We start from the raw sequence: 16,067 nt of genomic DNA, 5'->3' as shown, positions 1-16,067 counted from the left end.
CATTGGAGGAAGAAGGATATGAGGAGAGGTATTCTGGTAACCGGAGCGACAGGGAATATAGGCTTGTATGCAGCAAAATGGCTTCAGGAAAAAGGCCGGGTGGTCAAGGCAGCGGTCACCCGCCCGGAGCGGGCCAAGGCAATTATCGGACCCGGCATAGAGGCGGTTCGGTTTGATTTTTTAAATCCGGAGACCTACAGGGACGCTCTTGCCGGAACAGACCGGATTCTGTTAATCCGTCCGCCAGCCTTGAACAAGCCGGAGCAGCTCTATCCCTTTATTGATGCAGCCCGGTCCGAAGGGATTCTCCATATCGTATTTGTGTCTTTGCTCGGGGCTGAACGCAATCCTTTTCCGCCTCACCACCGGATTGAGAAATACATCAGGCAGTCCGGAATCGGCTATACGTTTCTGCGGCCGAGCTTCTTCATGCAGAACCTGACGGGGCCGCACCGGATGGATATCAAGGAGCACAGCGATATTCTTATCCCTGCGGGACACGCCAAGGTCAGCTTTATTGATACTAGGGATATCGGAGAAGCGGCTGCGCGCATTCTGATCGAGCCTGAGCGGCATAACGGACGCAGCTATTCCCTGACCGGGCCTGAAGCCCTTACCTACAGCGATGCGGCGCACATCTTTAGTGAGGTGCTCGGCAGGAGGATTACGTATTCCAATCCGTCCCTGTCTAAGTTCCGCAAAGCCATGCTGTCCAGGGGACTGCCGAAGGGATATGTAAATGTCATGGCCGTCCTCTATCTCACCACCCGTTTCGGCATGGCGAGCAGGGTCACCACGGAGCTGGAGGGGCTGCTGGGCAGGCCGCCTGTTCAGCTGGCCCAGTTTGCAGCAGACTACCTGGAGGAGTGGAGTTAGGCCGTCATGTAAAAAAAAACAGACCGGGCCGCCCGTTAGGGAAGCCCGGTCTTTATACTTTTTACTGCTTACTGTTTACTGTTGTACTGCTTACTGCTTACTGCTCAAACTGAACCATCCGCAGCGAAGCCTTGCCGCTCAGGACAATGTAAATGTCCTGGCGTCCGCTTACACCGCTCAGAGCGGCTGTGTAGTCGCGCCATTCCTGCGCGCCGCCGGCGGTCAGCTCGGCCTTGCCTGCAAGCGGGCCGTCCGGGCTCTGCAGCCGGATTTCGGCGGTGCCGGCCGTCTGGCTTGCCGCGCGGAGCTTCACGCTGCCTGTGCCATCGCCGAACTCGGCATCCTTGAAGGCGATCCAGCCGCGCTGGTCCTTCACTTCCACCGCGCTTCCGCCTTCATGGCATTCGCCGATCAGCACGCCTTCATAGTCGTCATAGTTGACGGCCTTCACCGGCTGCTTCAGATCGCGCGGCGGAACAACTTCGCCGAGCACGTCCAGCGCTGCGCTTACCGGCAGATTCGCGGAGGATGCGCCTGCCATGAACGTATAGGTGCCGTTCTCGATGCAGAAGCGTTCGCGGGTCACGTCCCAGAACGCGAGCTCGGAGAGCGGCAGCTGGAAGCTTACCTCTGTCGTCTCGCCCGGCTGCACCAGCACGCGGCGGAAGGCCAGCAGCTGCTTCAACGGACGCTTCACACGCGACTGTCCGGCATGGCCGTAGACCTGAACGACCTCTTCGCCCGCGCTGTCTCCGGTGTTGGTCACGCGGACGGTAATGCCGATTTCGGTGTCCTTATCCGCATTGGCCTGGGTACGGTCCAAACTCAGCCCGTCATAACGGAACGTGCTGTAAGAGAGGCCGTGCCCAAACGGATAAAGCGGATCCTCTTCGAAGTAGCGGTAGGTTCTGCCGCCCTTAATGACGTCATAATCCATGAACTCAGGCAGCTGATCAACCGATTTATACCAGGTCATGTTCAGGCGTCCAGCCGGATTCACGTCCCCAAAGAGAACGTCTGCTACCGCATGGCCCAGCTCCTGGCCGACATGGGTCGTATAGACGATGGCCGGTACATGCTCCTCTGCCCAGTTGAGGGCATACGGATAGCTGCCTACCAGCACTACAACGGTGTTCGGATTCACAGACAGTACTTCCTTAATAAGCTGTTCCTGTGATTCCGGCAGCGTGATGTCCGGACGGTCCATCGTTTCCTTGCCGTTAATCAGCGGATGGTTGCCGACAAACACAACCGCCAGATCCGCATCACCGGCAGCTTCTTTAGCTGCCTGGAATTTATCGGTTACCGTCTCCACTTCGAAGACGTCGGCGGCAAGCTGCTCCTCTTCGGCGCCGGCCACAGATGCAGCACCCGCCACGTTAATCTCATTGGCGGTTTCTTCCGCGCTGCCGCTGCCCACGAGCAACTCGCCCGTTTCATTATTCACGGTTACCGGGATATCGTTCCAGGTCGAGAAGGTCACCTTGCCGCTTCCCTCTTCCGACGGACGGACCAGGAAGACTTCCTTCGTGAACCACTCCCAGATCTGATCCGCCGAAGCCTTCACGATCCGGTCGTCGGTCGTCAGATAACGTCCATTGTCTTCGGCAATGAGGGTATGGCTGCCCCAGCCCCAGTCCGTTACCTCGAACACTGACGCCTGCTCACTGGCTTCGCCGGCAGCGGCCAAAGCAGCCTGCTCGCCGTCCTGGACCTGAACGTAACGGCCGCTGCGCTTCGCTTTCAGCTTCACGCGGTCCGTTCCTCCGCTGAATACGGCCTTCCCGCCGTGAGAAGCCAGCTTCTCCTGAATACCCTGCAGCGGTGTAACCGCGTAAGGCAGGGAACCGCTGTACCAGTCGCGGTAGACGATGCCGCCGAGCGGGCCGATAACGGCAACCTTGCTCAGCTTATCTGCCTGAAGCGGAAGAATACCGCCTTTGTTCTTCAGCAGCACAGCCGCTTTGCCAGCCGCTTCGCGTGCCAGCTTCTGATGGTCGGGATGCAGAATCGCCGACTCGTCAATCGCCGCATAAGGGTTGTCTTCCTCCGGATCGAATTCACCGAGGCGGAAGCGCACTCGGAACGTGTTGCGCAGCGCGGCGTCCAGATCGCTCTCCGCAAGAAGTCCTTCCTCCAGCGCTTCGCGGAGCGACTGCTTCATCAGCTCGCCGTCATCGGTAATACTGTCGATTCCGCCTTCTTTAACAGAGCGGGCTACCGCTTCTTTGTGTGTCTCCAGATAGCCGTGGTCGCGGACCGTGCCGGATACATCAAAAGCATCGCTGACCACAAAGCCGTCCATGCCCCATTCCTGCTTGACGATTCCATTAACGTCCGGATTCAGGTTGGCCGGCACGCCGTTGACCGCGTTGTACGCCGTCATCATAGACTGGGCGCCGCCTTCCTTGAACGGAATTTCAAACGCTTTCAAATAATATTCACGCATATTGCGCGGGTCGATGCTGACAGACTGATCGCCGCGGCCCACTTCATTATTGTTGGCAATAAAATGCTTCAGCGTCGCAACCGCTTTCAAATATTTCGGATGGTCGCCCTGAATGCCCTTAACCAGTGAAGCGGTCAGCTTGCCCGCCAATACCGGGTCTTCGCCGTATGCCTCTTCCGTACGTCCCCAGCGCGGATCGCGCTCCATATCAACCGTCGGCGCCCAAAGGGTAAGCCCGTTAATCTCCGGATTACGTTTATAGAAGCCTCTCGCTTCGTCGCCGATAGCGCTGCCAATTCGCTGCATCAGCTCGGTATCCCAGGTGCATCCAAGCCCAAGCGGCTGCGGATAACCGGTGGCTTCACCCAGCCAGGCCATACCGTGGGCCGCTTCCGTACCGTGTTTATACGCTTTCACACCAAGCCGTTCAACAGCCGTCTGATATTGAATCATAAGGCCGACTTTCTCTTCAAGTGTAAAACGGGAAACCAGGTCATTCACCCGCTCCTCCAGCGGAAGGGATGGATCCTGGAATGGATAATTGGTTGTAGACATAATTGAACCTCCTTAGTGTCAGTCCCTCACGCGTCATTCTACATAACATAGCATTCCCCCGCTACCCGAAAAATTAGAGGCGTTTTCATAGAATAATTGGGCTGCGACAAAAAGGCCGTCCTCCCGTCGTCACAATGACCGGAAGGACAGCCCCCTTACGCTGCCCAGCAGCGTTACGCCGTAAACACCGGCGGCTTCTTCTCATGCTCGGAATCGCCGTGCGTCAAGCCAAGCGTCTTGGCTGTGGCCGTTTGCAGCTCATGCATCAGCGACGGATTCTCAAGCAGGGAAACGCCGTAGGAAGGAATCATTTCTTTAAGCTTCGGCTCCCACGCCTTCAAGTGCTGCGGGAAGCAGTTCTGGATAACCTCCAGCATGACCTGAACAGCGGTAGAGGCACCAGGTGAAGCGCCGAGCAGGGCGGCAACCGATCCGTCCGCAGCGCTGATGACCTCCGTGCCAAACTGCAGCGTACCCCTGCCGGCAGCTGTATCCTTGATAATCTGCACGCGCTGGCCTGCAACCAGCAGCTCCCAGTCCTCACTTTTCGCGTCCGGCACAAATTGCCGCAGCTCCTCCATACGCTGCTCTTTGGACAGCAGCACCTGCTGGACCAGGTATTTGGTCAGCTGAAAATTTTTCACCCCGGCAGCCAGCATCGTCACCAGATTATGCGGTTTAACAGAGGTGATCAGATCAAGCATGGAGCCGAATTTCAGGAACTTTGGCGAGAAGCCGGCAAACGGCCCGAAGAACAGCGATTCCTTCTGGTCAATGACCCTTGTGTCAAGATGCGGAACGGACATAGGAGGCGCCCCGACAGCTGCTTTGCCATACACTTTGGCATGGTGCTGAGAGGCGACTTTCGGATCCTTGCATACCATAAAAAGGCCGCTGACCGGGAATCCGCCAATGCCTTTCCCTTCAGGAATCCCCGATTTCTGGAGCAGGTGCAGACTGCCTCCCCCGCCGCCGATAAAGACAAATTTGGCCTGGCGGCGCTGAACGGCTCCCGTATCCAGGTTGCGGACCTTAAGCTCCCACAGACCGTCCCTGGTCCGCTTCATATCCTTAACATGATGATTGAATTTAATATCGACATTCTTATTCTTCAAGTGACTGAACAGGATGCGGGTTAATGCGCCAAAATTGACATCTGTGCCGGATTCAATCCGGGTTGCCGCTATCTGCTGATTAAGAGCGCGGTCCTTCATCATCAGCGGAATCCATTCCGCCAGCTTCTCCGGGTTATTGGAGAACTCCATCCCCTGGAAGAGCGGGTGATCTGAAAGCGCTTCAAATCTTTTTCTTAAAAAGGCTACATCTTTGTCCCCCTGGACAAAACTCATATGAGGCACGGGCATGATAAAATCGCGCGGATCAGAGATCACTTTACTCTTCACCAAGTAAGACCAAAACTGTCTGGAAAGCTGATACTCCTCATTTACCTTCACAGCCTTGCTGATGTCGATGGAGCCATCCGGCTGCTCAACGGTATAGTTAAGCTCGCACAGCGAGGAATGCCCTGTTCCGGCATTATTCCATTCGTTCGAACTCTCCTCACCTGCGCCGCGGCGCCGTTCAAATACGGTAATTTCCCATTCCGGCACTAACTCTTTCAGCATTGCCCCGAGCGTCGCACTCATGATTCCGGCACCAATTAAAATAACGTCTGTTTTAATTTGTTGGTCGCTCATATTTACCGTCCTTCTACCCTACGAATTTTGCAGGAGGATGCAGGCGCTCCTGCTCAGGCGCCACAGCAAGCCGGCACGCGGTCTGTCCGCACACCGTTTCTAAGTCAGTCTGGTTTTAGTTTATCACTATTGGCAGCAGATTTTAATCATTATTCAATTTTTTTATAGGCAAAAAATAAAGTAAAAGGCACACGCAGCGCCCCGCCGCCCTGGAGTCCTAAATTGAAGACAACAGCTGCTCATAAGCTCTATCTATAAAAAGAGGAAGAGGCTGGACGATGCCAGCCCCTTCCCTATTGCCTTCTGCCACTGTCTGCTGCTCGTGGCTTCTTGCTGCTTGCTTCATACTTCTTGCTTCGTAAGCTAGAGAGGGCAGTTGCTGCCCTTCCCTACTCCTCCGCGTAAACCTCTGCGCCGTTCTCAGCGGCGGTAAAATGATGGCTGATCGAGGCTTCCTCAATGTCAGCATATGCCCAGTGGCCTGCCGGCACATCGGACCAGGCTGGAGTTGTTACCCCAGTCAGCGGCCCTCTGTTCAGCACACGGTTGATGATGGCAACCGCTTCAGCGCGGCTCAAGGCTTTATCCGGCTGGAAGCTTCCATCCGGCATGCCGTTCATGTAGCCTGCTTGCTGTACCAGCGCGATGTTATTTTCCGACCAGTGTCCCTGCGTGTCCGTGAAGGAAGCGGAGGCCTCGCCCGTCAAATTCATCCAGCGGACGAGCACGGCGGCCATTTCGGCCCGGGTCATCACGTTCTGCGGGCCAAAGGTGCCGTCTTGATAGCCGGACATCCAGCCTGCGGCGGTGACTTGGCTGATGGCATCGGCTGCCCAGCCGAATTTAGCGCTGTCGCTGTAATTCGTTGTCCCGGTGCCTGCCTGCTGGCTGTTGCCTACACGGGATAGAACCGCTGCAACCTCTGCGCGGGTCATCGCCTGGCCTGGTCTGAACTTGCCGTCAGGGTAGCCCTGGATATAGGCCTGGTGCGAAGACTGCTGGTCCTGGTAAGCAGACCAGTTATCCATCTGCAGAATCGTAAAGGTACTGAACTTCGTAACGCTGAACTTCAAGCCGAGCTGCTGATTGTTGTCGTATTGAACCAGCTCAGGCTGTACGAGCTCCTTGGTGCCGTCACTATGCTCAATGTAGACAGCCAGGTCAGCCAGGAATGCAGCCCGCTCCGCAGCATCAGCTGGAACAGCTTCGCTTGGCAGCGGCAGAACAAGATCAATTGCCTGACCTTCAGCATTGGTTTCAACCGTTACCGGGCGTCCTACTACTGAAACAGCTCCCGTACCTGCAGCCTGCTGAACAATGCTCTCCTGCTTGGCGCTGCTTGCTGCGGCCTGAATCGCCGCTTCACTCTTGACAGGGGTAACCTTGAAGCTGTAATCCCCGCTCAACGCATCAAGCGTCGTCTGAGGCAGAATCAATTGGATATTGGTTGTGTTAATTTCCAGGTTCACATTCCCTGCGGCGAGTGCCTTCATGGTATCGGATGTCAGCCCGACATTCAGTTCGGAGACTTCATCCTTCGTATCCGGAATTGCCACCTGCACGGTCTCTGCTCCTGCAGCCGCAGCCTTGGCAATGGCGTCTGCAGCCTGCGCAGGCGAGTAGTTCACCTGATCCTTCTTCGTTCCATCCGCCTGAGTTGTCCGCTGAACAACTACGCTGGAGACAACCTGACCGTTCACTACAGCACCGCTGCCTGTATTAAGGGTCTCCGTCTGTCCAGTAGTGCTGGAAGAGGACGAAGAGCTGTTATGGTTCGACGAGGATGAAGACGTCGATGACGGCGTTGGTTCTGGTGACGCCGTCGGTTCTGGCGACGCCGTCGGTTCCGGTGACGTTGTCGGCTCTGGCGACGTTGTCGGTTCCGGCGACGCTGTCGGTTCCGGTGACACTGTCGGCTCTGGCGACGCTGTCGGTTCTGGCGACACCGTAGGCTCTGGCGACGCTGTCGGCTCCGGCGACGCTGTCGGTTCTGGCGACACCGTCGGTTCCGGCGACGCTGTCGGCTCCGGCGACGCTGTCGGTTCTGGCGACACCGTAGGCTCTGGCGACACCGTAGGCTCTGGCGACGCTGTTGGTTCCGGCGATGCTGTCGGTGTCGGGTCCTCAGGGTTGTACTCACTTGCAAGGCTCAGGTTGAAATCGTCCAACGTTCCCCAAGCGCCTGCGGCTGCCTTAATATTTGCTCCAATCGTGATAGTTCCATCCGTCACGAGGATATCTTTCAGTTCCGGCTGGCTCCACACTACCCAGCCGTTAACGCCGGTGTCTGCTTTCACTTCATTGCCGTCTGTAACGGCGAACAGGTTCATTACCGGACTGTCACCTGCAGCTCCGCCCTGCAGAAACATGGAGAGATTATAATATCCCGGCTCAAGTCCCGTAATTGTCTGTTCAACCCGGAAGTCAACACCGCTTCCGGAGTAGAAATGCAGGGAATAATTGCCTGACTTGGCATCGGAAGCTTTGTTCTGATAATCGGTATGCGCTGTGACACCCGCCGGGTAAGTGATGGTCCACATGCTCCGGTCGCTGTCCTCAAAACCCGGATTGACGACAAAGTTATGCGGCTTAATCACTAAATAAGCGGTTACCGATCCCTCGCTTGTCGTCCCAGGGATTTCATAGCTGCCTGCTCCGCTGGCCATAGCTGCCTGCAGGGCATCCTGATCCCAGGTTACCGATAGGGATTCCGTGCTGCCGTCATTATAATCAGCAGTAACTGTATCCGGCAGTGTTACGGTTTCTCCCTCATTTGCGGTCACAGTTACATCTTCAATCTTATCAATAGCAAGAGGTGCTGTAGCACCCGTGTCCACATAGTTAAAAACATTCAGCGAAGCAAGCGGATGGCCGGTAAAATCAAACAGCGCCTGGTTGTCTACGGCGCTGCCGCCGTACCATTTGCCTGCATCGTCAGGGTCATATTCCCCGGCGTAGCTTGAGGCCCAGCCAGAGCCGAACTCTTCCCATTTTTCCTTATTGGAATCCAGATCGTCTTTCGGCCCTACCGGCAGCCAGGCTGGTTCCCAGTAGAACACGCCGATTCCCGCGTCACCTACGTTATTTACCGCCTCAATCACATTCCGGACCGAAGTGGCCTGTCCCTGAACACTGATCGGGTAATCAAGCACCTGTCCGGAGCTCTTAGGCGCAGTATTTTCGTGCCCGTCACCGTCCTCCGGGGTATAGGCATAGGAAGTCTCGGCTACCATGACCTTCTTGCCGTAGGTATCGGCTACCTGCTTCAGAACCGATGTCAGATTGCTCAAAGTGCCGTGCCAGAACGGATAATAGGAGCTGGCAAACACATCGTAATCGACATTGTAATCATTCAGTGCTTTTGCATAGGAGGCATAACGGCCAGCCGTTTCCGGATTCGTAAAATGCAGCGCAACAAGGATTTCCTTGCTATTATCTGCTGCTACCTGTCTGACGGCACTGCTGCCGGCATTAAACAGCTGGCTGATATTCGCCCAGCTCGTCTCCCCAATAAAACTTTGGTTGGTCTCGTTCCCGATCTGCACCATGCCGATGTCAATGTTCTCATCGATCATTTTCTGCAGACTTTTCTTGGTGTACTCGTTAACCGCTGTCTCCTTCTCATCGAGGCTCATATCGGCCCACGCCTTCGGAGCCTGCTGCTTGCCCGGATCAGCCCAGAAGTCGGAATAGTGGAAGTCCACCAGCAGCTTCATGTCATTCTCGGTTACTCTCTTTCCGATTTCGATGGCCTTATCCAGGTCGTTGTTGCCCCCGCCGTAGCCTTGGCCCTCGCTGTTAAAAGGATCGTTCCATACCCGCACGCGGACATAGTTCACTCCCGCATCGTGGAGCGTTGTGAAGATATCCTGCTCCAGACCTTCTTCATTGTAGAACTTGACTCCGCTCTCCTCTAATGAAATGACGCTGGAGACATCGACCCCTTTAATAAAGTCGGACTTGAGGCCTTCGACCTTCTTCACGACGATGTCAGCCGCTACCGGCTGGGTCTCATCCGTGCTCACCTGCTTCAATACAAAGCTGTCCAGGTATCCCCAAGCATTTGGAGCACCTGTTACAACGGCCCCGATATTTAACTTCTCGGTATCCTGATCGAGCACAAATTTCAAATCGACGGCTCCCCAGTTATTGTAGCCTGTAGTCGCCACAGCATCAGAGCTCTCCGTTCCGGCAAACAAGGTTACCTTTCCTGCTTCCGCACTATCGCCGCCCATGGACTGAACCGACAGCTCGTAGCTCCCCGCAGGAAGATCATAAACGTTCTGGGTTACCGTAATGGACTGGTCCTCAGCAGCCTGGTCGTTGATCCAGTACTTGAAGTTGTAATCGCCTTCGGAAGGAGTGATATAGGAATCACTCGTGTAGGCAAAATGCTGAATGTCTACCTTGCTCCAATCCGACGGCTCGACGCTCCAGGATTGATCGCTGTAGAAATCAGACTCAAATCCCCCGTTTGTCAGCAGATTACCGCTCTGCGCATTGGCGGTTGAAACATTTTTAGCGCTGAATGAGAACGGGCTCAGCACCAATAAGGCTGCCAAAAATATCTGTAAATACCTGCTCTTTCCCCCCATGAATCCATCCCCTTTTAATGGAACTTGTTGGTGTAAGCACTTCCCAAGCAATCCTTCGCAAGGATAAAGCGTTTACACGAACTTTGTTCCCAATATACCAATAGCTTTAGGGTATGGGTACGTAACAATAAAAACATTTTGTATGCTTAAGCAATCAATTTCACAGATCCACTTGTCTTCAAAAAAATAAAAGATCGTCCATCCGCGGGCTAAACGGAAATTTGGGTTAGAGTCCATACAGAATCAGCGGGAGCTGAATATCTTGATTATGTAAATTGAGAAAAAGGAGGAGAACACATGAGCCACGTACCTGTTGGAGGTTTCACTTCTACTGCATCCATCCTGGTTCTTTACATCTTGCTGGTTATCATCTTGTCTGCAGGAGTCTTCTTCGTCTAAGTAAAGCCGCTTAAGTTTAAAAAGAGAGCCAGAGCCGTTTTTCGGCTCAGCGGCTCTCTTTTTTACTTATTACATCTTATGTAGAAAAGACGCCCGGAGGCGTCCCCTTTGTTATCTGATCCGGCGGGCTGTGACGTAATGGGTCTTCCAATAGCCTGTGGTCAGGTTGCTGTACCCAACCTTGTTAATAGGAGAGCTGTGGATAAACCGGCCGCTGCCCACGTAGATGCCTACGTGATTGATTTTTCCATCGCCATTGGTATCGAAGAAGACCAGATCGCCTTTCACAAGATTGCTCTTGGATACATAAGAGCCTACTTTGGACTGTGCAACGCTTGTCCGGGGAAGAGTAATCCCTTCACGCATAAATACCAGCTTGGTATAGGAGGAGCAGTCGGAATATTTGTATCCGCTGTTCCATGGCTCTGCGCCAAATTTATAAGTGAAATCACCTAAATAATTATCAGCGCGGTTTACAATCTCAGTACCGGTTGCTGCGAACGTCAATGTTCCGAACAGCATAGTTCCGGTCAGCAAAGAAGTGGTCGCAATCGCTAGCTTCTTGAACATCTGTATTCACTCCTAGTCTGTAGTGTTGCATCACCTTGCTTAAAAATGTTGGCAGGCCAAAATTTCTCACGCTGCCTTTGTACACAGGATCTATGATTAATCCGGATTAGCGGATCAGGCCTGCAGGATTGTCCTCAGGTGATTGCGTAATCATGCTAACATGGATTAATAGGGGGGTTAAACCATCAGAAATTTCCATCAAAGTTAGATTTAGCGCAGCCAAAATCTCCGCAAACCCTTATGTACACTGGCTGAATGAATGCTGAAGACGCAGTAATGGCGGCCCCCGGATTCCTGATATTACTTGCAATTCCATGTTATAAATTGATAGATTAACAACTATTTAGGAGAAAAAAAGACAAGCTAAGAGCGAAATAGCTCTTAGCTTGCCGCTGTTATTTTAGACCTGCAGGAGCAGAGCCTTCTGCTTCCTGAATCCTTTTCCGATAAAATAGACCGCCAGGCTCATCTCGTAGACGCCTACAGGCAGGGCGAGGAGCCCTTTTACCGCAGAGTAGGAGTCTACAGCGCCGAACAATTCCAGCAGGCCTGCAATAAAGACCATGACGGCCGTAACCATGCCGAAGACCGCCTGCAGCCTAGGAATACCTCTCATCCGGTAGAGCAGATAGCTGTACAGCGTCGTATTGATGCCGAGCATCAGGTTGGGCCCCAGCACGGAAGTCCAGCGGTAAACCGCCTGCAGCAAGCCGCCCAGGGCGTCCCGCTCTGCCGGGTCCGTCAGTCGGCCCGCCTGATATTCTGTACTTAGATGCAGCAAGCCCAAGATGCTGACCAGGCCTATGGCAATAAACACCGCCTCCATAAAGCGGAAGCAGAGATAACCCAACGCGATATGCTCATTCCAGCGGCGAACGTAGGGGAACAGCATGACGGCAGTCCCCACAGCCGATACGACCAGCAGCAGCTCGTTAACTACACCAAGCAGAACCTTCGCTTTGAATCCATCGGCGGCAGCCGTGTACCAGTGTCCGGATAGGACAGGCTGGTAAAATAGCACCGCTATAACGGAAGTAACCGCAGCCGCGATATAAAAAAGGCCAAGCATCACGCCGTTGATTCTGTCTTTGGACATGCTTATTCCCCCCAAATTATCTTCAGCCTCACTTGCCGGCCGTGTATGTTATACTTATTGCCAAATCATTCAAGAACGCCGGAATAACAAAGGAGATGCGATGGACCATTACCTAGTTATAGAGGATGCCTTGACCTATATTGAGAACCATCTGGAACAGCCTTTGTCTGTGGAGTCTGTGGCGAATAACTGCGGGATGTCCAAGTACTATTTTCACAGATTGTTCTCTGCCCTGATGGGCTGCTCACTCAGCCAATACATCCTGTCCAGAAGATTAAACGCAGCATTATCCTTGATCCACAGCAGCAGCCTGCCGCTGACCGACATTGCTTACCAGCTGAACTTCGGCACACAGGCCTCGTTCACCCGCGCTTTCAGGCGGCAGTACGGGGCAGCTCCGAGTTCGGTAAGGGGGCACAGCAGCCCGTTATCCCCTTCACCCATCCCCTCCGTAGTCAGAAGGCCCGTCAAGAACATAAACGGTGATGTCGTTACGGATTTCACCCTGACCGAATTTGAAGAGCTCCGGGTATGCGGGATTGCCTTCGAGGTTGATCTGGCCGCCAATGACTACAAACAGAAGATTCGTTCTCGTGCGGCCATGCTGCTGAGTCATATTGATGAGACGATAACAGGCGCCTGCTATGTCATTTACTCCAACTGCCAGCCTGATTCCACCCGCTTCAGGGTCCTGTTCGGGATCCCCCGCGATATTCAGATCGACGAGCCCTATTATTTTACGGTGGATGTTCCCCAGACCTTCTGCGCCCGCTTCCATTATTCCGGAGACCTGCTGGACATCGGGGATGTCCTCAAGACGGACTATGCACGGTTTCTAAAAATCTCAAGGCAGGAACCGGAGCATACCGACATTGAGCTCATTCAGGCCTTTGAGAATGTTCACGATCTCGATTCAAGCTATCATATCTACGCCCCTGTCAAGAAGCTGCCGCTGGATTCGGAATTCTGATCTGCTGAAATTAAAATAACACGAACAGGCCGGCTGGACTTTCCACATCTTGCTGTAATTGAAATCTTGCTGTAATTGAAAAAGCAGCACCCCGTGGGGTGCCGCTTGGATGCTGCTTGGATGCCGCTAATGCCGTCTGAATAGGGACAGAAGTCCAAACACATCAGGCTGCAGCTGAATATCTTAAGGATGTAAATTGCCACAAAGGGGGAGAATCCATGGGCCACGTTAATGTTGGTTACACTTCTACTGCAGCGATTTTAGTTCTCTACATCTTGCTGGTTATCATCTTGTCTGCAGGGGTATTCGGCGTTTAAGCAGTACCATTATTTTCGGGCACCCTGCTTCAGGGTGCCCCGCTCGTGATTAAGTCTATGCTAAAAGTTCTGAGGACAAGCACTGCCCGCCGGCATACCATCATTCTCACGTTCTACGGCGATAAAGATCCATACTCTTGAAGCCCCCGGCCAGCGCCGTTATCATGTCCTCCCGGCGTTTGGCTCTTGTCTCCTCCTGTACGGCACTGTAAACGTAGCGGGCCCAGTCCTTCCGGTAGCCCGGCGTAAGCGAGCGGTAGAAGGCGAGAGCCTCCTCCGCACCCTGCAGATCCTTCTCGACCTGGGGAACCCATTCGATGTAGTCATCGGCGATCTGGCTCGGCTTGGACGAGGGTTTAGACGAGGGCTTGGACGAAGATGAGCCCGCCCTTGCTCCATCCTTCTTAAATCCGACGACTGTAAATACCTCATTCATGCCGACCATGCGGCTGAACTTGATCGGGCTTGTCCCGATATAGCCGTCCTCATCCGCTCCCAGGCCGTCAAATAACTCATCCCGGTGGATATAGGACGGGTAGACTTTATTTCCTTTCTTCGGATAAGCAGCGTAGAAGTACCCGCCCTCCAGCAAAGCATCTTGGTCGATGACCTTCCTCATAAGCTCCTGCAGGGATTCCATATCCAGCACAAAGGCAAAGATCAGATCATACTGTCTGCCGGTTAACTCCCGGTCCGCTGACTCAAGCGCCGACAAGCTGTCTTCCCCGTCCGGTGTATTCAAGACGGCGGTCTGCTGATATTTATGCAGGTTTAATTTCTCAATGATCGTTTTCGCCATGGCGGATATTCCTTCCCTCTTGGATCTGCCTGATCTTTGGATCTCAGGATACACTTTCGTAATCGGCAAACTCGATGCGGTTGCGCCCATTTTGCTTGGCCTGGTACAGCGCCTTGTCTACGGCAGCAAACAGCCCTGTCAAATACTCCTCCGGATCGTTCGGTACATAATCAGTTACAAGATCAAAAGTTTCAATAGATAAAATCCCCATGCTTATCGTAATCGAAATCGGCTCGATTTCATGCTCAACTAGCAGGTGGCTGTCCTCCACCGAGGACCGCACCCGTTCCGCCAGCTGTTCAGCCAGGAATCGCTCGGTATGGGGAAGGTAGACCATAAATTCCTCTCCGCCGTATCTTGCCAGAATGTCGGTGCCGCGGATGGACTGCTTGACCGTTTGAGCCGTATGGTACAGCACTTCATCGCCGATCACATGTCCGTAGCGGTCATTAATGGACTTGAAGAAATCAATATCAAAGAGAATCAGCGAGAACGGCGTCCGGTATTGAAGGTTGGTGATCACCTCATGCGACAGCTGCTGGGCCAAATAACGCCGGTTGAAGCAGTTCGTCAGACTGTCTGTAAGGGCCATTTCCTCCAGCTTCTTGTTGGCCTCAGACAGCTCATTGCGAATCTGGTTAAGGGAATGATTCCGCTCCTGGAGAATTTTATTCTGCAGATTCATTTCCTTCACGAGAAAACGCTCCTGCGACACATCCTGAAACGTTAGAATCCTGCCGATATGCATATAATAAGAATCCACAATCGGCGAAGCCTGCAGAATGAAATGACGCAGGATATCCCGCTCGATGATAATCTCAATCTGAGCAGATTTGTTCTCTCTACGGGTGTAATTGTCCAGGAATTCCCCGCTGCTGCCATCCACACGGACCGAGTCCAGAAACCGCTCCATATCAAAGACATCGCCAGCTTTCAGGTCAATGGACACCCGCAGCGTTTTGTTAACCTCAATAATTGACTCATTCTCATCCAGCACAAGTATTCCATAAGGAATCGTGTTAATGACATCCTCCTGAGCGATGGAGACCAGGTCAAACATGTTGTATCTCTTAATCACATAGGCGAAAAATAAAGCCGAAATAAAAATGCCCACAGAGGTCAGTCCCGGTATAATCGGCAGCCATTTGGCCAAAAAGACATTAAGCACCAGATCGGCACAAGCAAAAGCCGCCAGCACGAAGATTCCCCAAAGCGTGATTCTGACCTGTTTTTTAATCGTTAACAGCGTCTTGGAAGAATACATCGAACGAAACAGGAAAGAGAGAGAGGCAAAGAAATAGCTAAGTAAAATAACGATCATCACCCAAAACCATGGGCCGTATGCTCTATGTATGTAGCCGCCTTCCAGCGGTCTGACGAAGAGATGAACAGGATTCGCAGCCACCCCGGCCGCTGCGATCACAGCCGGTACAGACAGCAGAATTAACCTCGTTCTTCCCAGCAGGCCCGCATTTCCGGTAAGGAAGATGGTAAGCAGCAGCCAGCCGCTCCCCAGCATCGACAGCGAGACAAAAGACAGGGTCACATACAGCAGCTGCAGCTGTGAATCCCTCGTAACATCTGTCGCGAACTGGCACAGGGGCCATAGCATCATGAAAAAGTGAAACAAAAAATAAACCTTCCGCAGGTTGGTGATCCGGACCGTAGCAAAGACATATCCAAATAGAGCAAATAATAAGAGGAACAAAAAGAGATCATACCATACTGAATAGCCCACAAATCT

Annotated in this window: 12 protein-coding genes; 4 read left to right on the top strand and 8 right to left on the bottom strand. The window is 53.3% G+C overall.

The genetic code is table 11. The annotated features are described in order from the left end of the window. Positions 1 to 18 precede the first annotated feature (18 nt). Entirely contained in the window at positions 19 to 876 is an 858-nt protein-coding gene (locus tag FCN15_RS07800) for an SDR family oxidoreductase (RefSeq protein WP_138494445.1), read from the top strand. A 97-nt stretch (positions 877 to 973) separates the two neighbouring features. Here FCN15_RS07800 and FCN15_RS07795 read toward each other — a convergent pair whose 3' ends face one another. The 4 genes from FCN15_RS07795 to FCN15_RS07785 form a co-directional block, all read right to left on the bottom strand. Continuing rightward, positions 974 to 3,880 carry a glycoside hydrolase family 3 protein gene (locus tag FCN15_RS07795; protein ID WP_138494444.1) on the bottom strand — a complete coding sequence of 969 codons (2,907 nt, stop codon included), beginning with the start codon at positions 3,878 to 3,880 and terminating at the stop codon, positions 974 to 976. A 173-nt stretch (positions 3,881 to 4,053) separates the two neighbouring features. Beyond that, positions 4,054 to 5,577, bottom strand: a complete 1,524-nt coding sequence (locus tag FCN15_RS07790; protein WP_138494443.1) for a malate:quinone oxidoreductase — start codon at positions 5,575 to 5,577, stop codon at positions 4,054 to 4,056. A 217-nt stretch (positions 5,578 to 5,794) separates the two neighbouring features. Further along, positions 5,795 to 5,923 (bottom strand): hypothetical protein, encoded by a 129-nt coding sequence (locus FCN15_RS19605; RefSeq protein ID WP_275259481.1) that lies wholly within the window; start codon positions 5,921 to 5,923, stop codon positions 5,795 to 5,797. Between the two features lie 43 nt (positions 5,924 to 5,966). Continuing rightward, the gene (locus FCN15_RS07785; RefSeq protein WP_138494442.1) at positions 5,967 to 10,172 is read right to left on the bottom strand and encodes a glycosyl hydrolase 53 family protein; all 4,206 of its coding nucleotides are present in this window, start codon (positions 10,170 to 10,172) and stop codon (positions 5,967 to 5,969) included. A gap of 297 nt (positions 10,173 to 10,469) precedes the next feature. Here FCN15_RS07785 and FCN15_RS07780 point away from each other — a divergent pair, with 297 nt between their 5' ends. Further along, on the top strand, positions 10,470 to 10,571 hold the full coding sequence (locus FCN15_RS07780) for a sporulation protein YjcZ (RefSeq protein ID WP_138494441.1): 102 nt from the start codon (positions 10,470 to 10,472) through the stop codon (positions 10,569 to 10,571). A gap of 111 nt (positions 10,572 to 10,682) precedes the next feature. Here FCN15_RS07780 and FCN15_RS07775 read toward each other — a convergent pair whose 3' ends face one another. Continuing rightward, entirely contained in the window at positions 10,683 to 11,141 is a 459-nt protein-coding gene (locus tag FCN15_RS07775; protein ID WP_138494440.1) for a C40 family peptidase, read from the bottom strand. Positions 11,142 to 11,541: 400 nt separating this feature from the next. Further along, positions 11,542 to 12,237 carry a DUF4386 domain-containing protein gene (locus FCN15_RS07770; RefSeq protein ID WP_138494439.1) on the bottom strand — a complete coding sequence of 232 codons (696 nt, stop codon included), beginning with the start codon at positions 12,235 to 12,237 and terminating at the stop codon, positions 11,542 to 11,544. Between the two features lie 100 nt (positions 12,238 to 12,337). On the opposite strand from FCN15_RS07770, the gene FCN15_RS07765 reads away from it, so the two are divergent. Both FCN15_RS07765 and FCN15_RS19285 read left to right on the top strand, forming a co-directional pair. After that, complete coding sequence (locus FCN15_RS07765; RefSeq protein ID WP_138494438.1) at positions 12,338 to 13,207, top strand: helix-turn-helix transcriptional regulator; 870 nt, start codon at positions 12,338 to 12,340, stop codon at positions 13,205 to 13,207. A 218-nt stretch (positions 13,208 to 13,425) separates the two neighbouring features. Next, the gene (locus tag FCN15_RS19285; RefSeq protein WP_203232101.1) at positions 13,426 to 13,524 is read left to right on the top strand and encodes a sporulation protein YjcZ; all 99 of its coding nucleotides are present in this window, start codon (positions 13,426 to 13,428) and stop codon (positions 13,522 to 13,524) included. A gap of 106 nt (positions 13,525 to 13,630) precedes the next feature. Here FCN15_RS19285 and FCN15_RS07760 read toward each other — a convergent pair whose 3' ends face one another. Together FCN15_RS07760 and FCN15_RS07755 are read right to left on the bottom strand one after the other, a co-directional pair. Further along, positions 13,631 to 14,323 (bottom strand): YdeI/OmpD-associated family protein, encoded by a 693-nt coding sequence (locus FCN15_RS07760; RefSeq protein ID WP_138494437.1) that lies wholly within the window; start codon positions 14,321 to 14,323, stop codon positions 13,631 to 13,633. A 43-nt stretch (positions 14,324 to 14,366) separates the two neighbouring features. After that, positions 14,367 to 16,061, bottom strand: a complete 1,695-nt coding sequence (locus FCN15_RS07755) for a GGDEF domain-containing protein (protein WP_138494436.1) — start codon at positions 16,059 to 16,061, stop codon at positions 14,367 to 14,369. Positions 16,062 to 16,067 lie beyond the last annotated feature (6 nt).

The sequence above is a fragment of the Paenibacillus pinistramenti genome, from assembly GCF_005869875.1.
Taxonomy (GTDB): domain Bacteria; phylum Bacillota; class Bacilli; order Paenibacillales; family Paenibacillaceae; genus Fontibacillus; species Fontibacillus pinistramenti.
The sequence above is the reverse complement of the archived record's forward strand: the minus strand, read 5'-3'. Positions and strand labels throughout refer to the sequence as shown.